Origin of the sequence: Actinotignum timonense (assembly GCF_002860685.3) — a bacterium.
In the GTDB taxonomy this organism is placed as follows: domain Bacteria; phylum Actinomycetota; class Actinomycetes; order Actinomycetales; family Actinomycetaceae; genus Actinotignum; species Actinotignum timonense.
The window spans coordinates 1,601,156-1,624,550 of the sequence record NZ_CP136960.1; the positions used below are offsets into that span (position 1 = coordinate 1,601,156).

General features: G+C 60.1%; 22 protein-coding genes, 1 pseudogene and 1 riboswitch. Of the genes and pseudogenes, 19 read left to right on the forward strand and 4 right to left on the reverse strand.

Annotated elements, in window-relative coordinates; genetic code table 11:
- Nucleotides 1-124: 124 nt before the first annotated feature.
- From aroC to CYJ17_RS06650, 4 genes are read left to right on the forward strand one after another with little or no spacing between them, the layout of a single operon-like run.
- Nucleotides 125-1,336: a chorismate synthase gene (aroC, locus tag CYJ17_RS06635; RefSeq protein WP_101594826.1), complete on the forward strand. Its 1,212-nt coding sequence runs from the start codon at nucleotides 125-127 to the stop codon at nucleotides 1,334-1,336.
- Nucleotides 1,333-1,854, forward strand: a complete 522-nt coding sequence (locus tag CYJ17_RS06640; RefSeq protein WP_101594822.1) for a shikimate kinase — start codon at nucleotides 1,333-1,335, stop codon at nucleotides 1,852-1,854. Before aroC ends, CYJ17_RS06640 begins: the two co-directional genes overlap by 4 nt.
- 47 nt (nucleotides 1,855-1,901) lie before the next feature.
- Nucleotides 1,902-2,465, forward strand: coding sequence for an elongation factor P (gene efp / locus CYJ17_RS06645; RefSeq protein ID WP_016442826.1), 564 nt, complete (start codon nucleotides 1,902-1,904; stop codon nucleotides 2,463-2,465).
- Nucleotides 2,465-3,148: a transcription antitermination protein NusB gene (locus tag CYJ17_RS06650; RefSeq protein WP_244899274.1), complete on the forward strand. Its 684-nt coding sequence runs from the start codon at nucleotides 2,465-2,467 to the stop codon at nucleotides 3,146-3,148. The genes efp and CYJ17_RS06650 overlap by 1 nt, the downstream gene beginning before the upstream one ends.
- Before the next feature lie 632 nt (nucleotides 3,149-3,780).
- Here CYJ17_RS06650 and CYJ17_RS06655 read toward each other — a convergent pair.
- Together CYJ17_RS06655 and CYJ17_RS06660 are read right to left on the reverse strand one after the other, a co-directional pair.
- Complete coding sequence (locus CYJ17_RS06655) at nucleotides 3,781-4,374, reverse strand: hypothetical protein (RefSeq protein ID WP_145989729.1); 594 nt, start codon at nucleotides 4,372-4,374, stop codon at nucleotides 3,781-3,783.
- Nucleotides 4,375-4,578: 204 nt separating this feature from the next.
- On the reverse strand, nucleotides 4,579-4,956 hold the full coding sequence (locus CYJ17_RS06660) for an RNA-binding S4 domain-containing protein (protein ID WP_087070820.1): 378 nt from the start codon (nucleotides 4,954-4,956) through the stop codon (nucleotides 4,579-4,581).
- Nucleotides 4,957-5,195: 239 nt separating this feature from the next.
- On the opposite strand from CYJ17_RS06660, the gene mihF reads away from it, so the two are divergent.
- From mihF to CYJ17_RS06735, 15 genes and pseudogenes are all read left to right on the forward strand, one after another.
- Nucleotides 5,196-5,504 carry an integration host factor, actinobacterial type gene (gene mihF, locus CYJ17_RS06665; protein WP_026429388.1) on the forward strand — a complete coding sequence of 103 codons (309 nt, stop codon included), beginning with the start codon at nucleotides 5,196-5,198 and terminating at the stop codon, nucleotides 5,502-5,504.
- A 99-nt stretch (nucleotides 5,505-5,603) separates the two neighbouring features.
- Entirely contained in the window at nucleotides 5,604-6,173 is a 570-nt protein-coding gene (gmk, locus tag CYJ17_RS06670; protein WP_035277244.1) for a guanylate kinase, read from the forward strand.
- A 66-nt stretch (nucleotides 6,174-6,239) separates the two neighbouring features.
- Nucleotides 6,240-6,488, forward strand: a pseudogene (gene rpoZ / locus CYJ17_RS06675) (DNA-directed RNA polymerase subunit omega); the annotation flags it as partial.
- A complete protein-coding gene (gene coaBC / locus CYJ17_RS06680; protein ID WP_101594815.1) occupies nucleotides 6,488-7,771 on the forward strand; it encodes a bifunctional phosphopantothenoylcysteine decarboxylase/phosphopantothenate--cysteine ligase CoaBC in 1,284 nt (427 codons plus the stop codon). The pseudogene rpoZ and the gene coaBC, both read left to right, overlap by 1 nt.
- A 74-nt stretch (nucleotides 7,772-7,845) precedes the next feature.
- On the forward strand, nucleotides 7,846-9,045 hold the full coding sequence (gene metK, locus CYJ17_RS06685; protein WP_101594812.1) for a methionine adenosyltransferase: 1,200 nt from the start codon (nucleotides 7,846-7,848) through the stop codon (nucleotides 9,043-9,045).
- A gap of 108 nt (nucleotides 9,046-9,153) precedes the next feature.
- Entirely contained in the window at nucleotides 9,154-11,391 is a 2,238-nt protein-coding gene (locus CYJ17_RS06690; RefSeq protein ID WP_101594808.1) for a primosomal protein N' family DNA-binding protein, read from the forward strand.
- A gap of 48 nt (nucleotides 11,392-11,439) precedes the next feature.
- Nucleotides 11,440-12,423 carry a methionyl-tRNA formyltransferase gene (fmt, locus tag CYJ17_RS06695; protein WP_101594804.1) on the forward strand — a complete coding sequence of 328 codons (984 nt, stop codon included), beginning with the start codon at nucleotides 11,440-11,442 and terminating at the stop codon, nucleotides 12,421-12,423.
- The gene (locus tag CYJ17_RS06700) at nucleotides 12,416-13,858 is read left to right on the forward strand and encodes an RsmB/NOP family class I SAM-dependent RNA methyltransferase (RefSeq protein WP_101594801.1); all 1,443 of its coding nucleotides are present in this window, start codon (nucleotides 12,416-12,418) and stop codon (nucleotides 13,856-13,858) included. The genes fmt and CYJ17_RS06700 overlap by 8 nt, the downstream gene beginning before the upstream one ends.
- A 10-nt stretch (nucleotides 13,859-13,868) precedes the next feature.
- Nucleotides 13,869-14,543, forward strand: a complete 675-nt coding sequence (gene rpe / locus CYJ17_RS06705; RefSeq protein WP_101594798.1) for a ribulose-phosphate 3-epimerase — start codon at nucleotides 13,869-13,871, stop codon at nucleotides 14,541-14,543.
- Nucleotides 14,544-14,649: 106 nt separating this feature from the next.
- Nucleotides 14,650-14,768: riboswitch (FMN riboswitch) on the forward strand.
- Between the two features lie 103 nt (nucleotides 14,769-14,871).
- Nucleotides 14,872-15,675, forward strand: a complete 804-nt coding sequence (locus CYJ17_RS06710) for an ABC transporter permease (RefSeq protein ID WP_101594795.1) — start codon at nucleotides 14,872-14,874, stop codon at nucleotides 15,673-15,675.
- A gap of 122 nt (nucleotides 15,676-15,797) precedes the next feature.
- Nucleotides 15,798-16,844: an ABC transporter substrate-binding protein gene (locus CYJ17_RS06715; protein WP_101594792.1), complete on the forward strand. Its 1,047-nt coding sequence runs from the start codon at nucleotides 15,798-15,800 to the stop codon at nucleotides 16,842-16,844.
- A gap of 195 nt (nucleotides 16,845-17,039) precedes the next feature.
- Nucleotides 17,040-17,864, forward strand: a complete 825-nt coding sequence (locus CYJ17_RS06720; protein ID WP_101594789.1) for a hypothetical protein — start codon at nucleotides 17,040-17,042, stop codon at nucleotides 17,862-17,864.
- Nucleotides 17,865-18,028: 164 nt separating this feature from the next.
- Nucleotides 18,029-19,198, forward strand: a complete 1,170-nt coding sequence (locus CYJ17_RS06725; protein WP_101594786.1) for a hypothetical protein — start codon at nucleotides 18,029-18,031, stop codon at nucleotides 19,196-19,198.
- A 75-nt stretch (nucleotides 19,199-19,273) separates the two neighbouring features.
- The gene (locus CYJ17_RS06730; RefSeq protein WP_101594783.1) at nucleotides 19,274-20,062 is read left to right on the forward strand and encodes a hypothetical protein; all 789 of its coding nucleotides are present in this window, start codon (nucleotides 19,274-19,276) and stop codon (nucleotides 20,060-20,062) included.
- A gap of 137 nt (nucleotides 20,063-20,199) precedes the next feature.
- Nucleotides 20,200-21,453: a hypothetical protein gene (locus CYJ17_RS06735; RefSeq protein WP_101594780.1), complete on the forward strand. Its 1,254-nt coding sequence runs from the start codon at nucleotides 20,200-20,202 to the stop codon at nucleotides 21,451-21,453.
- A 76-nt stretch (nucleotides 21,454-21,529) separates the two neighbouring features.
- Here CYJ17_RS06735 and CYJ17_RS06740 read toward each other — a convergent pair whose 3' ends face one another.
- Together CYJ17_RS06740 and CYJ17_RS06745 are read right to left on the reverse strand one after the other, a co-directional pair.
- Entirely contained in the window at nucleotides 21,530-21,967 is a 438-nt protein-coding gene (locus CYJ17_RS06740; RefSeq protein ID WP_101594779.1) for a hypothetical protein, read from the reverse strand.
- Nucleotides 21,968-22,252: 285 nt separating this feature from the next.
- Nucleotides 22,253-23,374 (reverse strand): DUF3866 family protein, encoded by a 1,122-nt coding sequence (locus CYJ17_RS06745; protein ID WP_101594776.1) that lies wholly within the window; start codon nucleotides 23,372-23,374, stop codon nucleotides 22,253-22,255.
- Between the last annotated feature and the right edge of the window lie 21 nt (nucleotides 23,375-23,395).

The window sequence follows — 23,395 nt, forward strand, 5'->3', positions numbered from 1 at the left end:
GCCCGCATCCCGGTAGTACCGGGCCACGGCGGGCGGAACGGAACCGCTTACTCATCTGGCACCAGCACGGGTGGCCAGGATGGGGAACGGGATCTATGAATAAAGGAACGGGGAAGGACGGCGCATGATTCGGTGGTCAACAGCGGGGGAATCCCACGGAGCAGCCCTCGTGGCGCTTATCGAGGGGATCCCGGCGGGCCTGAGCCTGAGTTCGGATACCATTCGGGATCAATTGGCCCGCCGCCGGCTCGGCTACGGTCGCGGTGCCCGCCAGAAATTCGAACAGGATAAGCTGCACGTTCTCACCGGATTGCGGCACGGAGCCACCCTCGGTTCACCCATCGCCCTCGTTATTGAGAATTCCGAATGGCCCAAATGGGAAGCGGTCATGTCCGTGGACCCGGTCCCACCCGAAGCCCTGCTGCGTAATGCCGGGCGGGGAGATAGCCAAGAACTTGCCCGCAATAAGCGCCTCACCGCGCCCCGGCCCGGGCACGCCGATCTCACCGGCATGAATAAATACGATCACAGTGATGCTCGGAATGTCCTCGAGCGTGCCTCGGCCCGGGAGACCGCGGCCCGGGTGGCTCTGGGCGCCATCGCCCGCGAATACGCGAACCAAAGCGCCGGAATCACTATTATTTCGCGCGTGGTGGCCCTAGGCGGAGTGCGTGATACCTCGGATACCGTTCCGGGGCCGGGCGATGCGGCGGCTCTCGATGCTTCGCCGGTGCGCTGCCTGGATGAGGCCACGGCGCAGGCCATGATGGAAGAAGTTGATCGGGCGAAAAGCGCGGGGGATACCCTGGGCGGCGTCGTCGAAGTTCTTGCCTACGGCGTGCCGCAAGGCTTGGGCAGTTACGCAACCCCCTACGGGCGTCTCGACGCGGAATTGGCCCGCGCCATGATGTCGATCCAAGCCGTTAAAGGCGTGGAAATCGGGGACGGATTCGCCACCGCCGGCAGGCCCGGCAGCCAGGCCCATGATGAGATTGTCCGCACGGAAGACGGCGTGCATCGCCTAACCAACCGTGCGGGTGGCATCGAAGGCGGCATGTCCAATGGGGAAACGATCCGGGTACGGGTTGCTTTTAAGCCGATTTCTACCGTCCCGCGGGCCCTGCGCACGATTGATACCGAAACCGGGGAAGCCACCACCGCGCTGCACCAGCGCAGCGATGCCACCGCCGTGGTTCCCGGGGCGGTTATCTGCGAAGCGATGATGGCGCTTGTTCTCGCGGAAGCAATCCAGGATAAATTCGGCGGGGATACCCTCGGTGATACCCAAGCGGCGGTGCGCGCCTACCTGAACCGCATCCCGGAGGAACGCCGATGAGCGTGCGGGCAGTGCTGGTCGGGATGCCGGGAGTGGGCAAATCGACCGTGGGAAAGCTGCTGGCCAAAGATCTTGAGCTTCCTTTCGCGGATTCGGATGCTCTTATCGTCAGCGAAACCGGGCAGAGCATCCCCGAGATTTTCCAGACGGTAGGCGAAGAGGGATTCCGGCGGCTGGAAGCCGATATTATCGCGCGGACCCTGGCGGATTTTGACGGTGTGCTCTCCCTGGGGGGAGGCGCTATTTTGAGTGAGGCCACCCGCCGGGCACTGCGCGGCTATCCCGTAGTTCTTATCGAAGCGCGGATGGATATTCTGGTGCGGCGCATTACCGGATCACGCACCCGCCGCCCGCTCCTTGAGGATAATCCGGCGGCGCGGCTGCGCGAACTCGACCGGGAGCGCACACCGCTCTACCGCGATGTGGCCAGCGTGACGGTAACTTCGGATGGGGGTTCCCCGCATCGAGTGGTACGCCGGATCCGCGCGGCCCTGGAGGCGTGTGCGTCGCAAAGATGAAACTCCCCGTGTAAACTTGGGGAGGACTATTTCTGAAAGGATACCTTGTGGCAACAACCAATGATTTGAAGAATGGCATGGTCCTGGTATTCGACAACCAGCTGTGGCAGGTTGTTGAGTTCCAGCACGTCAAGCCGGGCAAGGGCCCCGCTTTCGTGCGGACCAAGCTGAAGAATGTCCTCTCCGGCAAGACTGTGGATCGCACCCTCAACGCGGGCATTAAGGTCGAAACCGCCACCGTGGACCGCCGCGATATGCAGTACCTCTACCATGACGGCACTGATTTCATCTTCATGGATGAGGATACCTACGAACAGGTTCCCGTCACCGCTGAAGTCATGGGCAATCTCGCGAACTTCCTGCTGGAGAACCAGAAGGCCATCGTGGCTTTCCACGAAGGTAATGTGCTCTTCGTGGAACTGCCCGCTTCGGTGATCCTCGAAGTGACGGAAACCGAACCGGGTCTCCAGGGCGACCGCTCGAATGCGGGCACCAAGCCGGCTACGGTGCAGACCGGGTACGAACTCCAGGTGCCGCTCTTCCTCAATATTGGGGACAAGATTAAGGTTGATACGCGCACCGGTGAATACATTTCCCGGGCGAACGACTAATGGCTAAACAGAAGAAACGCCGGTCCACGGGCCGCTCCACCCAGCGCCATCGCGCCTTGGATGTGCTTTTCGAAGCTGATGAAAAGAACATCACCTCGGAAGCGGGTATTCTCGAGCTCCTTGCCGAACGCCAGCGTGTCTCCACGGCCCAGGTTCCCATCGGGGAATTCGGCTCGCAGATCGTGACCGCATACGCGCAGCAAATCTCGCAGGTGGATACCCTCATTGAGGCATCCTCGGAGGATTGGGCCCTCGAGCGCATGAACGCGGTGGATCGCAGCGCTTTGCGCGGCGCGGTTGCCGAACTCATGTACCTGGGGACTTTCCGCGGTGCCGTTATCGTGGAGTGGACCAACTTGGTACGCGAATTCTCCACGGACCGCTCAGTCGGTTTCGTGATGGGCGTGCTCAACAAGGCTGCCGATATCCGCGAACGTGAGGAAAGTGGCAGCACACCTATTCTTCAGAACGACGACGCCGCTAGCGCGGTGGAATCTGGCGAAGAAAGCGAGCTTTCGGAATCCGACGAGGCGGGCCTTATTGATGCTATCCGCACCGGCCAGCTGGATGCTCCCGAAGCCGGCGATGCCGGTCTGGCGGTATCCGCAGCTAATTCGCCGACTCAGGTGCCTGAGGACAGCCGGGGAGAGTCAACGCTTGCTACCGATGAACCCCACGCCTAGCGCGTACGTCATGCTTCGCTGACCGCTGAGAAAGCACCGGGTTATTGTGAAGAGAAAATCTCACCCGTAACACCGTGCAAATAATGGCGGGTTTCCACAAGTATGCTGTGGAAACCCGCCATTATTGCGCTTGTTATGGTCTAGACGACGCTTGTATGGTCTAGGCGATGAGAGACGATCACTTTATCCGCTCGATGAAGAGCTAGGTTTCCATCCCTCACCAGATAGTATGCGTGGCCCGCCATCGGTGCTAACGCTATCGAGAGCCATGAGTTCAAGAAGTTCTTGTTCACGGTGCCGAGATAACAAACTGGACCTGATAAGCAAGAGGATGAAAGCAATAATCGCAGTGATGAGCGCTGTCATCAGATACCATAGGCCCGTAACGAGACTACGGATTGTGGTGATCGTTATTGGAGGTTTGAAATTTTCAAAGTTGGTGTCTATCCGTGCGAGATAAACATTGTTCCAACACCCGGCCACAAAAGCGAAACTGAAGAGAAGCAGCGCGATGGCAGCTATTGTTAGTGCGGTGGTAGTTCTGGTTTTCATAGTGATCTCTTTCTTCCTTACGAAATGATCCTCTCGCTCTCGTCGATTCGTTCTAGGTTCAATACGAGTGTTGTACTTCGTTAGGGGTTGATTCGATGACACTGTTCGCCGACGAAGACCCCGTCTTTTTCAAAGCGGGCACACATCCATCCAGGCTCAGCTGTGAAATTCTTGACTGGATGGTAGATGGTTTGTGTTTTAACTGAGGCGCAACCATTGATGACTATGTTTGAGGAATTTGTGTATATTTTACTGTTCTGGGAATCTCTGTTCTGGAAGTAGATTCTGTAGTTACATATTTGTCCGGGGATGCCTGCAACCCATGCGTATTCCGACTCTACTAATGTTCCACGCCCTTCAATTTCGTGGTATAGGAGCATTGCGGGGATCGGAATTTTCGCTCCATGGATATTAAGTTCAAAACCGCCAATCTGTTGCGCACCAGATGCGCTTCGAAGGGCGGTGCTAGAAACGGGGTAACGCGGGTCTCCAGGTAGTGGAACAAAATTCTGTTTCGATGGGTCGTCGTGCTGTGTGGGTGTGTAGCTAACAGCATTCGACTGAACATCACTTTCAATTCCTTGTGACGGTATGCTGAAAGTCACTGTCAAACCGAGGATTCCAGTAGTGATAATCACTGCTGCGGCGCGGATGAATGGTGGCGGCGTGAACATATAACAGCTCCTTTAAAACGTCGTTGTTGCAAATACAAAGTAGGAAGTGGCCTACCTCATATTGAACTATAGTACTAAAGTCCTTGAAATGGAATGCCGCATTCATTTAATTGGGTGGCTATGTCTGGAAGGGTAAGCTCGAACCTGAGTGAGGGGCTGGTTTAGGAGTCGGGAGTGAGCGCGCACGGAAAGTTGAATCATTGCTCACCGGCGGCCGTAATTGGAATTGCGGCCGAAAAGGCGGTCGAGTTCGCGCCGTTCTTTCTTCGTCGGCCGGCCGCTGCCGGGATCGCGCCGCATAACCGGCAGATAAACTTTCTCCCGCACCGGAGTGAGATCCTCGTAATTTTCCCGGGCCAGCGGGGCGCTCGTGCGCTTGGTAATAATTCCGGTAACTTTGAGGATCCGATCAAAACCTTCCACCCGGTAGCGCACCACATCACCGACACGGACTTTCGCGGCGGGCTTGACCGGTTCATCGTTGATGCGCACGTGGCCAGCCTTGCATTCGGAGGTGGCGAGCGAGCGGGTTTTGCACTGGCGCACACTCCATAGCCACACGTCAATCCGGGTAGTTTCCATGGCTGTAGCCTACCCGGACGCCGCTACCGGTCGCGAACTTCGTCACAAGCCGCGGCGCTGACCTGCCGCGATGGTTTTATAAAAAAACAAGGGCGTGGCTTCTTATATTATTTAGCGCTATTTCGCTCTACGCTACTAACAAGACGAAGAAGTTTCGTAGCGTCAGCGTCGCCGTGACTGATGTTGACGGAATTGTTATGAGCACCAGGGTATATCTGATGCGCTAGAAAGGGGACACTGTGGAGGTACCACCACTTACTCCGGAGCAGCGTCTCGCTGCTTTGGATAAGGCCGCCGAAACACGGCGGCGCCGCGCGGAACTTTTGCAGCAACTGAAATCCGGACAGCTGCACCTTTCGGAGGTTTTGGCTCAGCGTGATGACCCGGTCGTTGCGCGCACCCGCGCCAGTGTGCTGCTGCGGGCACTTCCCGGTATCGGTGAAGCCAAGGCTGCGCGGGCCATGGCCGATATTGGGATCGCTCCTTCTCGGCGAGTGCGCGGGCTAGGTGTGCATCAAACCGCGGCCCTTATCGCGCTTTTCGGTTAAAGGCTGAGCCGGGGCAGGACTCAACTACTCCTGGCAACCGGCCGGTACGGAAATTCGCGAGCGAAAATTGTGTCGTAGGGCTGTGGCAGAATAAATGTCATGACACCTGAGGATCATCGCCGTATTTGCGTGCTTGCCGGCCCTTCCGGGGTAGGGAAGGGAACCGTGGTTGCGCAGCTCCTTGAGCGGGAGCCGCGCATCTGGCTTTCCATTTCTGCCACCACGCGTGCGCCTCGCCCGGGGGAACGCGAAGGGGAATCCTACTTCTTCGTGGATGATGAACACTTCGATCACCTCGTGGAAAGCGGGGAGATGCTCGAATGGGCCGTTGTTCACGGGAAGCACCGTTACGGAACCCCGCGCCAACCCGTGCTAGAAGCATACGCAGCGGGAAAAATTCCGCTTCTTGAAATCGATCTGGCAGGGGCGCGCCAGGTTCGCCAGTCGCTGCCCGAAGCTTTCCAGATCTTTCTAGCCCCGCCGTCGTTCCAAGAACTTGAGGCGCGGCTGCGGGGGCGCGGTACCGAAACCGAGGAGGCCATTGAACGCCGCCTGGAAACCGCTCGTGGTGAATTAGCTGCGCAGGGGGAGTTTGACGCCGTCGTCGTTAATGACACCGTGGCACGTGCCACCGGCGAAATCCTCGACCTCATCGCCCCCACGCGTTAGAATAAAAGGCCGAAGCTTCACGGTGGTACCCGCATGCGGTACCACGTTTATCCAGAAGGGAACTACATGTTCGGAACTGTTCCGGAACCCGAAGGTATTACCAACCCGCCCATTGATGATCTTCTCGCAAAGATCGACTCGAAGTACGCGCTGTGCGTGCTTTCAGCGGATCGTGCGCGTCAGATCAACTCCTACAAGCAGGAAATGGCCCGCGGGGACGGCAATATCGAGCATTACGGTGCGCTTGTCTCGGCGGAACCGGAAGAAAAGCCCCTGTCCATCGCGCTGCGTGAAATCGCCGAGGACAAGCTCGAATGGCAGCTGGACGAAAAGTAGAGCACACGCCGCGCGTCGTTATTGGCGTGACCGGAGGTATTGCCGCCTATAAAGCGGCCTACCTCGTCCGGCTTTTTGTGAAAGCCGGTGCGGATGTGCATGTTATTCCCACCCCGGCCGCCCTGGAGATGGTCGGGGCCACCACGTGGGAAGCCCTCACCCACCATCCCGTTCTGGTGCGCACTAGCGAACACGCTGATGAAGTTGCGCATGTTCGGCTCGGAAAAGAAGCCGATCTCATTGTGATTGCCCCGGCAACTGCGAATACCATCGCGAAAGCCCGGGCAGGCATAGCTGATAACCTCCTTCTCAACACTCTGCTGGTGGCGCAGTGCCCGGTGGTCATGGCACCGGCAATGCATACCCAAATGTGGGAGCATCCGGCCACCCAAGAAAATATTGCGGTACTGCAGGCGCGCGGGCTGCATATTATTCCACCCGCTACCGGGCAGCTCACTGGGGCGGATTCCGGGCCGGGCCGGCTGCCCGAACCGGAAGAGATCTTCGCGCACGCCCGGGCAATCCTCACCGGCGAAAACCCGGAAACGCGCGCTACGCAGGATAGTGCGGAGCACGCGTCGCTGCGCGGGCGGCATATCCTCGTTACCGCGGGCGGTACTCATGAGGCTCTGGACCCGGTCCGTTTTATCGGCAACCGTTCCTCGGGGCGCTTCGGCCTAGAAATTGCGCGTGCCTTGCTGGAACGTGGCGCGCAGGTCACCGTGCTAGCGGCCCATGTGAGCCGCGATATTACCGCACTTGCTCCGGGAGCTGAGATTGTTCCGGTCAGTTCGGCACGCGATCTTCACGAAGCGGTTCTGGCGCGGGTGAAGGATGTGGATGGCGTGGTCATGAGCGCCGCGGTGGCCGATTTTCGCCCGGCCGAAACCGCCGCGAGCAAACAGAAAAAAGATGGCAGCGGCACACGCGTCGTCGAACTGGTGGAAAATCCCGATATTTTGGCTGATATTTCCCATAAGCGGCGCAGGGCCGGCCAGCTCATTGTGGGTTTCGCGGCGGAAACCGGGGATGCGGGCGGAACCGTCTTGGATTATGGACGCGAAAAAGCGCGGCGCAAAGGCGCTGATTTACTTGTCATCAATCGGGTGGGGGAGAAAGCCGGATTCGGCGAGGTACCTACCGAGATCACCGTGGTCACTCCAGCAGGTGAGATCATCGCGAGCGGAGCGGGCACCAAAGCCCAGATGGCTGTTATTATTGCGGGCCTTATAGCCGATCATTTCACCACCGAGCGCGTATAGAATAAGGCTTGCCTTACCTGCCAGCTGCTGGTGACTAATACTGACGAAATAGTTTGAAATAGCGAGGGGATACGATGCATTACCGGCAACCGTTCACGTCCGAATCGGTCACGGAAGGACACCCCGACAAGGTGTGTGACCTCATCTCCGATTCCATTCTTGACGCGCTGCTCGCGTCGGATGAGAATTCGCGCGTCGCCGTGGAAACCATGGTGACCACGGGATTGGTGCACGTGGCCGGTGAAGTGACCACGGATGCCTACGCGGATATCGCTCATATTATTCGCAATGTGGTGACCGGGATCGGGTACAACTCCTCGCAGGTCGGCTTTGACGGCAACTCCTGCGGCGTGACGATTTCCATCGATGAGCAAAGCCCGGATATTGCGGCCGGTGTGAATACTTCCCTGGAACGGCGCGAAAGCCAGGAAGCTGAATACGATCATTTCGACCTGCAGGGCGCCGGGGATCAGGGCCTCATGTTCGGGTACGCGTGCAATGAAACTAAAACTCTTATGCCCGCGCCCATTCTGCTCGCCCATCGCTTTGCCGAACGCCTGGCGCTGGTGCGGCGCGAAGGCGTGGTTCCCGGGCTGCGCCCGGATGGTAAAACTCAGGTCACCATTGACTACGAAGGTGCGCGGCCCGTGTCCCTCAATACCGTGGTCATCTCCAGCCAGCACGATGACAATGTGCAGCGTGACTGGCTCACGGAAACCCTGCGCGACCACGTGGTGACGCCCGTCCTCGAAGAAGAAAATATCGACATCGATACCGATAAATTTGCGCTTCTCGTTAACCCCTCCGGGCGTTTCGTGGTGGGAGGACCGATGGGCGACGCCGGAGTGACCGGCCGGAAGATCATCGTGGACACCTACGGCGGGATGGCCCGGCACGGCGGTGGGGCTTTCTCCGGAAAAGACGCCTCCAAGGTGGATCGCAGCGCGGCCTACGCGGCGCGCTGGGCGGCCAAGAATGTGGTTGCCGCCGGGCTCGCTTCCCGGTGCGAACTCCAGCTCGCCTACGCGATTGGGCGCGCCCACCCGGTATCTGTGCGCCTGGATACCTTCGGCACCGAAACAGAAGAACTAGGTCGCATCGAAAACGCGGTTCAGAAAGTCTTCGATTTCCGCCCCGCGGCTATTATTGACGCTCTGGAGCTCAAGCGCCCCATTTTCGCGAAGACGGCTTCCTACGGTCACTTCGGGCGGGAACTTCCCGAATTCACCTGGGAGAAAACAGATCGGGTTGAAGAACTCCTCCGCGCTATCTAGGGATGCGTGAGGTAGGGCTACCTGAGGTATCTCAGATATCTAAGGTGTCTAAGACCTGAAATTTCGCGGCGAATTTTTCTGTCGTAGGGCCGGGATATCCTAGGTTGCATGGAGAGCACACTCTTTGATTTCGATGCCCTCCCCCTCATGGGGGAGCAGGGCGCCCTGCTTGAGGCGCGCCCGGCACGCACCCGCGTGCGCTCCAAAGTAGCCGATCCGGTGGCACATGTTCATGTGCTTCATTCCCAACCCCATATGGACCGGGTATTTGACTACCTTATCCCCGAAAAATTCGCGGATAGTGCCCGGGTGGGAACCCGGGTGGTGGTAGATCTCGGTGCGCAGCGGGTGGGCGGATTCATCGTTGCCCGGGATGGCACCACGGAAGGCAGCGGGCGGCTGCGCCCCCTGTACCGGGTAGTCTCGGAACACCCTGTTCTCACCGCATCCGTATACTCGGTTGCCCGCACCCTTGCCGATAAATACGCCGGAACAGTTGCTGATATTTTACGGGCCGCTATCCCGGAACGGCACGCGCGCGCCGCGAAAGAATTCTTGGCCAATGCCCAGGAGGCTATTCCTTTGGCCAGCCCGCGCCCGGCTCCTGAACCGGGGCCCTGGGAAGCCTATCGGGGCGGGCCGGAATTCCTTGCGGCGCTCGGGGCCGGGAAAGCCGTGCGGGCCTGCATGGCTGCGCTACCCGGGCCCGCCGGGGGAGTGGAGGTCCTGGTTCGGGCTGTGCAGGCAGTGCGGCGCGCCGGGCGCAGTGTTCTGCTGGTTGTTCCCACCACCCGCGCGGCACGAACGCTGCAAGCTACCCTCGCCACCCGGGTGGGGGAAAATCCCACGCTCATGGTTTCCGAAGAATCGCATGAAAAACGCTACCGTGCTTTTTTGAGTGTGCTCTCGGGGCAATCACGTATCGTAGTGGGCACCCGCGGGGCAGCCTGGGCACCGCTCACTGACCTGGGGCTCGCCATCATCATGGATGATGCCGCCTCCACCCTGCGGGATATCCGCGCGCCCTATCTAGCTGCGCGTGACGTGGTACTGGAACGGGCACGGCGGGAAAACGCTGCATTCCTCACCTTCTCACCCTATGTGAGTGAAGAATGCGCGCAACTGCTATCCGAACACCGCATCACCTTGCTGGATGGCACCGCGGCCGCGCGCCGCGCCGCCCTTCCGAATATTTCTGGCCCGCACCAGTGGCCCGGGGGAGAAGCGGATCATTTACGCCTACCCCAACCCGCGTTCCCCATTCTGCGGCGGGCCCTGGAAGATGGACCGGTTCTTATTCTGGTACCGCGTAGCGGCTACATCCCGGCACTGTGCTGCGCCTATTGCGGGGAGCGTGCCCTATGCACGATCTGCGGAGGTAACTTGGCCCAGGGCACTCCGCATGATCCTCTGCAATGCCAACGTTGCGGGGTGCGGGTCCACCCGTGGCGCTGCCAGCACTGCCACAACGGGAAACTGCGAGCTATCCGGATTGGTTCAGCGCGCACGGCAGAAGAAATCGGGCGAGCTTTCCCCGGGGTGGGCATTATTCTCTCCGGAGCGCACTCCCCGGAGGGAATTATTGGAAAGGTCTCCCAGCGCCCGCGGATCGTGGTGGCAACCCCGGGGGCAGAACCGGAGGCCGAAGGAGGATTCGCCGCCGCATTGGTGCTGGATGCACGCTACCTCCTCGGGGAAGGCCTAGGGGCTGAAACGCGTTTTATCCGGGTGCTTGCGCGGGTCGCGGCTCGGGTGCGCTGCGCGGCAGAAGGCGGCCATATGCTCGTGGCCGGGGGAGCACCACCTGAACTCCTCAACCGGATCGCTCGGTGGGAATTGGGTGAATATGCGGCTGAGCTGCTCGAACAACGGGCCGAACTGGATTTGCCTCCCACTGCCACCTGGGTGGGGATCACCGGGGCCAGTGGGGATGTGCGTACCTACCTTTCCATGCTGCGCGCCGCGCTCAACCGCGGGGAAGCCGCGGCAGCTGTGAGAGGCGCGGCAGGGGCGCGCGGTACGCAGGGAACGCACGATGTTCAGGATGCGTATGGTGAGCATCTCTTCACCCAGTTTTCCCCTGGTACCGGTACCAAAGAATGGCAGTCCGAAGGCGATAAAGAAACAGAAGCTGATCTGCTCACCGGGGGAGCCTTTGAGCTAGCCTCCGGAATCGTGCTGCTTGGTCCGGTTCCGGGGGCACGCCCGGCAGAAATCACCGTGTATGCCCGGGCCGAACTCTCCCGGGGCATCACCCTCACTCGGCAGGCACGAAAAACCTACGGCGCTTACTCCGCCCAGCGCCTGGGTGGATCACTGCGCTTACAGGTCAATCCGCCCCTGTAACCAGCCCGGATCAGATAGGCACGGAAAAGAACTAGGTAGGATTGACACGTGAGAATATTATTCGCAGGAACACCGGAGACCGCAGTCCCGGCCTTGCAGCTACTGCATGATGAAGGCTTCGATATCGCCGGGGTGCTCACCCGCGCACCGGCACCCCAGGGTCGCAAACGCGTGCTCACCCCCTCGCCGGTACACCGCGCGGCAACAGAACTAGGTATTCCCGTGCTCACTCCTCGCACCTTGAAAGACGGTGCGATCCAGGAACAGATCGCTGAACTTGCCCCCGAAGCTGTTGCGGTGGTCGCCTACGGGCTCATTATTCCGCCCGCACTTCTCAACGTGCCGCGCCACGGCTGGATCAACCTGCACTTCTCCCTCCTGCCGCGCTGGCGCGGGGCAGCGCCGGTCAATTACGCGATTGCCGCCGGGGATACCACCACCGGAACCAGCGTCTTCCAGATAGAACAAGGCCTGGATACCGGCCCTGTTTTCGCGAGCGAAGCCACCCAGATCGGAGTGGAAGAAACCGCTGGAGAGCTGCTTGCCCGCCTGGCACAATCCGGGGCGCGCCAATTGAGCGATACCCTTCGTGCTATTGCCACCGGCAGCGTCCACGCGCAGCCCCAAAGCGGGGAGGTGACCCTCGCCCCGCAATTCGATTCTTCCTGGGCGCGGGTGAACTGGGAGTGGCCCGCCCAGCGCATCGCGGATCGCGTCCGCGCCGCCAACCCCGCACCCGGGGCCTGGACCACCCTCCACGGGCAGCGCTTCAAAATTGAATCGGTGCGCGTCATTGCGCCCGAAACACCAGAAGCCCCCGAAATATCCGAAGTACCTGCAACACACGTCCCCCTGGCACCGGGCGAAATCGGTCCGGGCGGCGCGGTCGGCTGCGGAGAAGGAACAATCCAGTTACTGCGGATTGCCCCGCCTGGCAAAGCACATATGGATGCCTCCGCCTGGCTCAACGGCGCCCGGCTTGCCGCGCACACCCGTTTCGATGCCGAGGTGAAGGAGGGCCAGCATGAATGAGCGCCCCGCGGGCTGGGTACCGCGCCGTCAGTCATCGAACCACGCCCGCCTCGTTGCTTATGACGCACTGCGGGCAGTCCATACCGAAGATGCCTACGCTAATCTCATCCTCCCGGGCATGGTGAGCCGGGCGCGTCTCAATCGAAGCGACGCCGCCTTCGCCACCAACCTCGCCTACGGGACCTTGCGGCTCCAGGGCCGCTGGGATGCCATGATTGCCCGCTGCTCCCAAGGCCGTACCCTCGCAGAAATCGACCCGGGTGCCCTCGATCTGCTCCGCCTGGGCTGCTACCAGCTCATTGAGCTGAAAACACCACCCCACGCGGCCATTAACGAAACAGTTGCGCTGGCCCGCAATGAACTCGGGCAGGGAATCGCCGGTTTCGTCAATGCCGTGCTGCGCCGAGTTTCCGAGCGCCGGGATGCCTGGCGTGGAATTATCGAAAACAGCACCGCATCCCGGGAAGAATTCCTGGCGGTTTGGCATTCCCATCCGCGCTGGATCGTGCGCCAGCTGGAAGCCTCCCTCGCGGCCGCTGGGCGCTCAACCGAAGTAGAAGCCGTTCTTGAAGCGAATAACACGCCCGCGAAAGTAGCGCTAGCCTGCCGCAATATCTCACCCGAGCACCTCAAAGCCCGGATTGAACGCGCCAAAATGACGTGGGAAGATCCCTACCTAGTGCCCAGCGCAGTGCTGCTAGCCTCCGGTGACCCGCACCGGCTCTGGCCCGTGCGCGACGGGGTCGCCGGCGTCCAAGATGAGGGATCACAGTTGATCTCCGTTGTTGTTACGGAATCCTCCATTTCCGGGAAGGATGAATCCTGGCTGGATATGTGCGCCGGCCCGGGCGGAAAAACCGCAACTATCGCCGCTACGGCGGCCCGGCGCGGGGCCCGGGTATTCGCGAATGAACCCCAGGCTCACCGCCTCGATCTCGTGGAAGAAAACGTTGCACCCTGGGCGGATACCGTGGCGTTGCGGGAAGGCGATGGGCGGGAGATTGGCGCCCAGGAACCGGACAGCTATGACAGGATCCTCGTGGATGCCCCATGTTCTGGCTTGGGAGCGCTGCGCCGTCGCCCTGAAGCCCGGTGGCGCAAAAAAGAAAGCGACCTGGCCGCACTTACGCAACTCCAAGGTGAACTCCTCGACTCGGCCTACCGGGCGTTGCGCCCGGGCGGACTGCTGCTCTACACCACCTGCTCTCCGGTACTCGCGGAAACTCGCGACGTCATCTCCGCTTTCCTGGATCGCACCGAAGGTGCGGAACTCGGAGACGTGACCGTCACCGCGAACCGGCGGGCGCTGCGCCCGGTCGCCTCTCGCGGAATGACCGTGCAACTCTGGCCTGATATCCATCACACGGACGCCATGTACATGGCACGTATCCTCAAACCCGCAACCGCCCCCGCGCCCGCAGAGCGGCGCTCCTGAAAGGACCATCATGGACGTGAAGATTTCCCCCTCAATCCTCAACTGCGATTTCGGGCATCTCGCTGATGAACTGGAGAAAATCTCCAACGCCGATTTCGTGCACGTGGATATTATGGACAATCATTTTGTGCCCAACCTCGCCCTCGGCCTGCCCATCTTTGAGGCGGCGGCGCAGGCAACCAGTGTTCCGCTGGACGCGCACCTCATGATCGAGAACCCGGATCGGTGGGCCCCCGCCTACGCTGAGGCAGGAGCCGCCTCCGTCACCTTCCACGCCGAAGCCTGCCAAGCCCCGTTGCGCCTGGCCCGCGAACTACGCGCGCAGGGCGTCCGCGCCGGACTAGCCCTCAAACCCGCCAGCCCCATCGAGCCGTACCTCGATATCCTCAACGAATTCGACATGATCCTCATCATGACCGTGGAGCCGGGATTCGGCGGGCAGAGCTTCATCGAAACGATGATGCCGAAAGTCACCCGCACTCGGCGCGCTATTGAAGCAGCCGGCTTGGATGTGTGGATCCAGGTGGACGGCGGCATTTCCCGCTCCACCATCGAACAGGCCGCAGCCGCTGGAGCCAATAATTTCGTGGCGGGCTCGGCGGTATTCCGCGCGGAGGATGCCTATGCCGAGGTGGAGAAGCTCCGTGAACTTGCCGCAGGCGCGTGCCTGCACGCCTCAATCTAGCAATGCATGTGCCTGTCAACACGCGGAAAACTAACCACACGCGCGTTGCAGCACGCTTCAAATTAACTACGGGTGCACGCCAGCATCCGAAGGGCTAATATAGAACACGATGCACCGGGGTCAGTGAAAGTCTGAACCGGCGGTAACAGTCCGCGAACCACGCAAGTGGCCGATGGGGTGGAATTCCCCAACCGACGGTAACAGTCCGGATGGGAGGCGCATCGAAGGGCTCCAAGCCCTGCTTCGGCTACGCTATTTCGGCGTGCCGCGGCGTCAGCGTCTCCCGGTTTCAGCATTCCCGGCCATCGGGAAGGTCAGGAACCAGGACGTGAACACTGTGCGCCGCAACTCTCACCCACGCCCGCGCTCGTCTCGCACCGCGTGGGTACCCGCCACCCTTTCTCTCCTCGCGGTTTTTCTTCTCTGGGTGGTGGTCACTCGCGCCCACCTGGTGCCCGAACATCTCCTTCCCGCACCCGGCGCGGTCGGGCAACGCCTCGCCACCGCACTCCTGGGAAGGGGCGGACACCCGCCCTACCTCCTCAGCGCACTGGGCAACACCCTCACCGCGGCTCTCACCGGTTGCGCCTGGGCGGCCCTCCTCGGAATTCCCCTCGGCATCGCGCTGGCACGCTGGCGCCTCCTCAACAGTGCACTCCAACCCTTCCTCGCCGCCTCACAAGCCGTCCCCGCCGTGGCCCTCGCGCCGCTCCTCGTGGTGTGGATTGGCTACGGGATGCCCTCCATTGTGGTGCTCTGCACCATCATGGTGATTTTCCCGATTATCGTCTCGACCTCGGTGGGCGTGCACGCTATCGACCGCGACGTCATCGCCGCAGCTCGGCTCGACGGCGCAGCCCGGCTCACCCTCCTTTTCCCCATCATCGTGCCCCTGGCCGCGCCCTCCATCCTGGCCGGGCTACGCACCGGATTCACTCTCTCCATCACCGGCGCAGTCGTGGGCGAAATGATCATCGGGGGAGCGGGCCTGGGCACCGAACTTTCGCGCGCCCAACCCACCGGAGACATCACCGGAATGTTCGCTGTCATCGTCGTCATGGCCGCCGCCGCCATCAGCATCTACCTGCTCATCTTTACCCTCGAAAAACACGTCACCGCGGCGGTGCGGTAACCATGCCGTGCGGTAACGATCCGGTGTGATAACGCTCGCCGCCAAAGCCCAACCGAAACCCACAGCTCACGCCCCAACAAGACCCCAGCGCATAGAAGCGCACCACACAAGAAAGGACACCCATGAAACGACTCATTGCCACACTCGCGGCAGCTACCCTCGGCCTGGCCGGATGCGCGGGAGGCACCGCGGGAGGAGGCGCGGATAAAAACGGCGAAAGCACCTCGCCCGCCGCCGCGCAGCCAACTACCGCGAGCGCCACCGCTTCCCTCACCGTTGGCCTCACCTACGTTCCCGATATCCAATTCGCGCCCTTTTACGTAGCCGAAGACCAGGGCTATTTCCGCGAAGCCGGGCTCGACATCACGCTGCGCCACCACGGCGCTCAAGAATCGCTCCTCGGCGCGCTTTCCAGCGGCAGCGAGGATGTGGTCTTCGCGGGCGGCGATGAAATGATGGAAGGCCGCTCGAACGGCATCGACGTGGTCAATTGGGCCACGATGTACCAGGATTACCCCGTCACGCTCATCGTGCCGGCCGATTCCCCGATCAAGAGCGCCGCTGACCTGGCCGGACGCCGCGTCGGCCTGCCCGGGCCGTACGGGGAAAACTACTACGCCCTCCAGGCGCTCATGGCCGCCCACAACTGGAGCGAATCCGATATCAGCGTGAACTACATCGGTTACACCCAGGCTGCGGCCTTGGCCAGCGGGGAAGTGGACGCGATTATCGGCTTCCGTAACTCCGATGTTCCCAGCGTGGAACGCCAGGGGGTGCCGGTGCGCACTATCGAGATGCTCCCGGGCGGGCTGCCGCTCGTGGGGGTGGGGCTCGGTTCGCTGCGCCCCACCGTGGATGCCCATCGCGATGATTTCACCCGCATGCTCGCAGCTCTTGACCGCGCCGTGAACTTCGCGCGCAGCAACCCGAAGGAAACCGTGGAGATCACCGCGAAGCATGTGCCGGCCTTGCGCGAAGCGGATAACGCGGCCGCGGCTGAGAAAGTCCTCGCGAATACCATTGAGCTTTACGCCGGGCGCACTCCGCTCGGGGTGCAGGACGCGCAGCGTTGGGAGGCGATGGCCGCGTTCATGTCCGAGAAGCTCCTGCGCGAACCGGTTGCTGCGGCTGATGCGTTCGTTGATCTGACCGGTGGTAGCGCGCATTAAGAACGACGACGCAGCTGCGCGCCACCGGCCCACCGGGCGCGCAGCTCACCTCGGCCGCGCCCGCGCCACCAGCTCCCCGGCCGCGTAGCTGGCCGAGTCCGCTGGAATCGGGGTGGTGTTAGCTGCCTATACCCGGCCACGCACCGCTATTCTGGTAGCCAAAGCATGGTGCATAAATATAGAGGAAAATCAAAGATGTCCCGGAAGAAGATCGCGGCGATTATTGCCGGCGTTATGGCCGTAGTGCTCCTGGGGGCTGGCCTATGGGCGGTTGTTGCCCATAACAACCGCGCGAAAGCCCTCGATGAAGCAACCGCCGCTTACACCAAGGCCGGTACCGCCCTGGAAAAGGTGGTATCCGGCGTTGATACCGCTGGCTGTACCGAGAATGGCGGCAGCGCCGACACCTGCGCAGCCCTGGAAAAGGCTGTCGCGGATGCTAAGGCCGGTCTATCCGAAAAGCCGGGCAAGGACGCGGCTAAGGTAAAAGAAGCTACCGCCAAGCGCGAAAAGCTCGCTGATAGTCTCACAGCTCTCAGTAAAACTCTCGCCACCGAGCAGGCGAATGCTGTGGTGGCTTACCTGGACAAGGAGTGCCCACTCCACCTCGACCCCGAATGCGACAGCCTGCGTAAGGGCGATCTAAAACTGCCCGAAGCGAAGATCAAGGTGGAAGCCGTCAAGGCACGCCACGCCACGCCGGAGACTCAGGCTGCACCGGCACCTGTTGGTAATGATGAGGCCGGGCAAGCACCTGCCCCGGTGAGCGGCTCGTCTCACGGCACTGGCGGCGGGGACGCTGATTATTCTGGCGGATCGGATTCTGGCTCTAGCTATTCCGAGCCTGCATACGAGGCACCCGCTGCGCCTGCGCCGGTAGAGGAAGCTGCGGCACCGGAGCGGACGATTGTCCGAGGGTACTCGGTAGCAAGCGGGAACCTGGGCGAAGACTCTAGCGAGCATTACACCGTTATCGAGTATTCGGACGGAACACAGGAAATCATCCGGCACGACCCGTAAGTGTTCTAGGGCACAGGAGTCTCCTTCATAATTATTTACGCCAAAAGCGCCCCATTCATATGAGTGGGGCGCTCCCTCATGAATTAGCGACGCTTGCGCACACTACGTATGTGGAGTACCCATCCGGGTGCTTGACACGACAATAAGGAAGGAATTTATTCGCCATGAGGCATAAGTTCTCTCAGCTAGGGCGCATGTTCGGCGTTTTCCTAGCAGTACTCACCTTGGGGCTCGGAAGCATGTTTGTTTCCGGTGCCGCCAAGGCGGACTTTGATCTCAATAGTCCGCAAATGTTTTTCCCTCACTCGGGCGTAAAGTTCACCGGGCCTAGCGGCACTAAGTATCGACTCGGTGCCCTCAAAGCCCCACAAGGCGGCAATCCCAATATCCCGGCTTGGTGTATCGACCTGGACGAGGAAGCACCCGGCCCAGATAAGGTTGTCCAGGTGCAAAACCTGGTGGAAGCAAAGAATGTAGGCCAAGACGACGGCCTTAGGCTTTCGACTGCTGAGGTGGCTTGGGCTATCGACCATTACCAGATGAGCGGGGAAGCTAATGTTTTGGCCGCCCTGGCGTACCTGGTTCATGTCAACCTCGAAACTGGCAGCGATGCCGCCACGAATATCGCCCTTCTTATCAGCGATACCCAGAGTGCAGCTTCCTTTATTGACGAGCACGCTCGCAATATCGCTACCCTTGCCCGAAAGTCTGGCGTGCATTCCTATGAGTCCGCACAGGGACAGGGCGAGGGTCAGATGGAAGGAACTATCGGCAATATCGGCCTGCGTGCAGCGGACGGAAACTGGATTGCCGGGCGTGCTGTGACGGTTACTATGCACGGTCCGGCCATTTTCAAGGAAACGGGTACCTCGGAGTGGGCAGGTGTTACTCAGGACAGCCCAATCACTCTTGGATGGAAGTCCACAGGGAACGGCCATGTAAGAGTAGATACGGCTTATGAGCGGACTGTTGACGAACTTATCGCTCTCACGGTCCCCGGTAGCCAGACAACCGTGCAGCCGCCGGTGCACGAAGATCCCCAGATCCATATCGCTCCTGGTAACACGTGGCGTGTTCTTTTCGATTTCCAGCCGACTGGCGTTTCTCAGGTAGATACTCGCCCGGTGAACCTGGATGGGAAGATTTCCGATACTCTTACTACGAGCGTTGATAAGTCGTATGGTGATGGGAAGTGGTTGGATCAGACTCCCGTGGTGTATACGGCGCGTGCCTATTATGTTGGGCGTAACGCTCCCGCGACCACGGATACCGTGCCTCAAGGTGCGGAGCTTCTTGGCGAGGTAGATACTCGTTCACACACGGTAGTTATCTGAGAACGCGTGAAAAAGTGTTGGGTGGTTATGCTATAGCCCATAGTCCGATGCATAGATATAGAGGAAAGATCGAAGATGTCTCGGAAGAAGATTGCGGTGATTATCGCCGGTGTAATAGCCGTGGTTCTACTGGCGGGTGGCCTATGGGCGGTGGTGGCTCATAACAACCGTGCTAAGGCTCTTGAAGAAGCAACTGCCGCCTACACCAAGGCCGGAGCGGTCTTGGAAAAGGTCGTTAGTGGTGTGGATGCTGCTGGTTGTATTGAGAATGGCGGCAGTAAGGATATTTGTGCAGCTCTGGAAAAGACTATTGCGGATGCTAGGGTTGGGTTGGTTGAAAAACCGGGCAAAGACGCCGATAAAATGAAAGAAGGCGCTAAGACCCTCGAAAAACTTACCGAGAGCCTTCAGGCTCTCGGTATAACACTTGCCACCCAGCAGGCAAAAGCCGCCCAGGATTACCTGGATAAGGAATGCCCACTCCACCTCGACCCTGAATGCGACAGCCTGCGTAAGGGAGACTTGAAGCTGCCCGAAATCAAGCTCAAGACCGAGGCTATCAAGGCAAGGGTAGCGGGAGCTGCGCCGGCCCAGGCCCCGGCCGCTGACGGCTCGTCTCACGGCACTGGTGGCGGGAACGCTGATTATTCTGGCGAATCGGATTCTGGCTCTAGCTATTCCGAGCCTGCATACGAGGCACCCGAAGTGCCTGCCCCGGTAGAGGAAGCTGCTCTACCGGAACCTCCCGCACCGGCTCCTGCTTCGGAACCTGACAACGGCGGGTGGGTGAAAACCGTGGAACGAGGAGATACCTGCGGGATTGGAGACGAGTTTGGCAATTTCGAGTTCGTTCCGTGCCCGTAATCACGATCTCGTTCCTAGATTACCCACTCCGTAGCTCGCGTACACGGGTGGGTAATCTTTCTGCGCTACCCCCGCACACTATAGGGATGGAGCACTCGTCCGAGTGTTTGTCGCAAGTTATAGGAAGGTGTGGGTAGATGTATCGATCCCATTCTGGGCGCAAAAAGCGCGCTTTCCAGGTCCTTACGGTGCTTTTCGTGGTACTGACTTTGGGGCTTGGTTCTTTCTTTGTTTCCGGGTTGGCTCGTGCTGACTGGGATTCTAGCGTGGGTAAAGGTATCGAGATCCAGGGTGTTGCTACCTCTGGTGTTTTACGCCTCGGACCCCATTACCCCGAAACTGCGAGTATCGACGGGGTTGCGGTTGAGGATTATCCGGTGTGGTGTATCCAGGCGAAGCTGGGGGATCCGGGCCCGAACGAGATGACGAGTATTTCCACTCTTACCGAGTCTCGTCAGCTTGGGCCTTCTGAGTTGAATTTGACGACGCCGCAGTTGGCTTGGTTGCTCAATAAGTATCAAGGTGATACGCGGGATAATACGAATCTTGCGGCTTTGGCTTATTTGCTGCATATCAATTTCGAGCAGGAGTACCGCCGCCCTGGCACTGCCCAAGCGACAGTAAACGAGCTTATTGCAGCCGTGCGAGACCAGGCACCGGGTATCGAGACTCGTGCTTTGCAATATGCCGATGAAGCCCGCAATAGCGCGGCTATCGGCTACGAGAGTGGCAGTGTTGAGGGTGATGGCCAACGCAAGGGCGTCATTCGGGGTATTGCGGTTACTAACGAAGCTGGACAGATGATTGCGGGTGAAGATATCGAGCTGACTCTTATTGGGCCGGCTGTCTTCGATGAAACCGGAACCAATAAGTGGGCTGGCAAGAGCGCTGCCACTCCACTCGAAAAGACGTGGAGATCTACAGGGAACGGCACCGTCAAGTTCTTCTCTAGGGTTACGCATGATGTCCGGACCACTCTTACGAAGTTCGGTGCGGACGGCTCCATCCAGGACATGATCACCTACGGTAACCGCGACCCCTTAGCTGACCCCGCCGAAGTCACCGAGCCTGGTCCGACGTGGAGGGTTATCTTCGATTTCCAGCCGACTGGAGTTTCTCAGGTCGATACTCGCCCGGTGAATCTGGATGGGAAGATTTCCGATACTTTCACCACGAGCGTGGATAAGTCTTATGGTGATGGGAAGTGGTTGGATCAGACTCCTGTGGTGTATACGGCGCGTGCCTATTATGTTGGCCGTAACGCTCCCGCGACCACGGATACCGTGCCGGCTGGCGCGGAGCTTCTCGGCGAGGGCCAGGAACTCCGGGCCGAGTTCACTACCCCCAAAACTAACTTGCAGTTGACAACGCGTTATTTTAAGGAAAACTAGCGCTTAGCTAGTTGTCGTTAGACAATTGACAAAAGAGAGGGTAGCGAAATTCCACCCTGTCTTTTGTCACCTTGGGTTAATGTGTGGTGCGCGTTGCATATACCAAGCCGCAGCCACCCGTAAGAGACTGTGCTAACGGCTTACCCGACTCTGCGATAAATTGCCCGAGATCAGCTCCATTAATAAGATCCAACTCAAACCATGTAGGCATATCATCCGGCTCCCACTCTTGTGGCTGCGTATAACGCGGGTCAGAGCCCGCAGTCCACCCCGAGGGCGGATTATCGGGCTTTTTACCGAGGTTGTGAACCATGCCAATGAGACAAGCTGTCTTGCTGTGATTGACAAATACGGCGTACTTGATTTTGTCCCAGTTTTCTTTATCTGGAGCTTGAGAATCAATAGTGATGAGCGTCCGACCATGATTCGCGTCTGCGTTGCGGATGTGCGCTTTGATGACGTCTTCGGCGCTCAAGTCGCCAAGTTTTGCCAGTACGTATCCGACTGTGTCCATGTTTTCCTCCCGCCTAGTGTCCCGCGTCTCAACAATCGTATATGATGTACCGATTCCCAGACGTGTTCAATACCACAATGTCCGTTCCCGCGGTCAGTAGGGCCTTCTTAGCTATCTTCTCAAGAAGGTTTTTCTGTCAAGAGGAACTCAGGTGCCATACCACAAGCACGGCTACTCTTCGCTATTCGATACCAGGCTCATCATCGGATCGACCAGTAAGTAGGCTGGATGTACAGTGCAGCGAATCCAGCGGGCTATTTCACGGTGGTATTTAGGGTATGACAATCACGAGGTACATGGCCGCGCCCGCGCCACCAGCTCTCCGGCCGCGTAGCCGGCCGCGCCGGCCGCTAAGAAATTGAGGGGATCTTCGGTGAGCGATCGCCCCATCGTGGACAGCCGTACCGGGAAGTCCGCGAGGGCGCTCGCCACCGCATCCGCCTCCACGTCCACCCGTTCCAGGTGCGGCGCCTGGAAAAGCTCCTCCAGCTGCCCGGCCAGCCGCACTCCCACCTCAGCGGGCACCGCGCGGGAGAGCGCATCCTCACCCAGTACCGGCACCGGGCAGCTCACCCGGCAGCGCGCCACCCGCGTGAGCGCGGTAACACTGTGGTGTGAGAGCCCCAGGTGGCGTTCCCGCTTATCCGCGTTCGACATGCGCAAGGCCGCAATCGGGATTCCACCCAGAGTGTCAGCGGCATTGAGATGCTCACCGACGCGCGTTCCTGAAAACCCCCACCGGGTATCCGTGCCTAAATTCCCCGGCCCTTGCGCCACCACGGCCACGTCCGCCTGCCACACCAGGCGTGCCGCCAGCAAGGCAGTGTAGATCGTGACAGCTTCGAGCTTCCCCCCGAAGGCTTGCCCGCACGAAATTGTGCCCAGGATCAGGCCGAGATCCTCCAATTGCGCAGCGGTGCGGGAGAACCACGCTGGCAGAGCTCCGCCGTCGTCCATCACATACGCGATACGCGCCCCCGGCACGCGCGCACGCACCCCGGCAACAATCGCGGGAAGCGCCGAATGCAAATCCGCAGCCACCACCGGCATCCCGGCAATGGAATCGGCCTCACGCAGCAGCTCGTGGTACGGGGAATTCTGCTCATCCACCCCCAGGGTGAGGTACTGGAGCGGCGTGTAGCGGGCCTTGACGATGTGGCCGGGCGTGGGGGAGTCGGCGGGGAGCCGCTCCGGAATCGCGCACACAAAGAAATACCCGCCGGTTCCCAGCCCGCGCGCGGCGGCACTCGCCTGGAGCAGCACGGTATCACCGGCGGCCGGTTCGCCCACCAGATCGGGATAGGCAAGCGCCCGAGCGCGACTGCCGTCCTCAAGTTCCACCTCGGCTTCGCGCGCCCCGCGCCATGTTTTCCCCAGGGAAATAATTTTCCCTCTGCGCCACATCATCACGGCTTTAACTCTACCGTC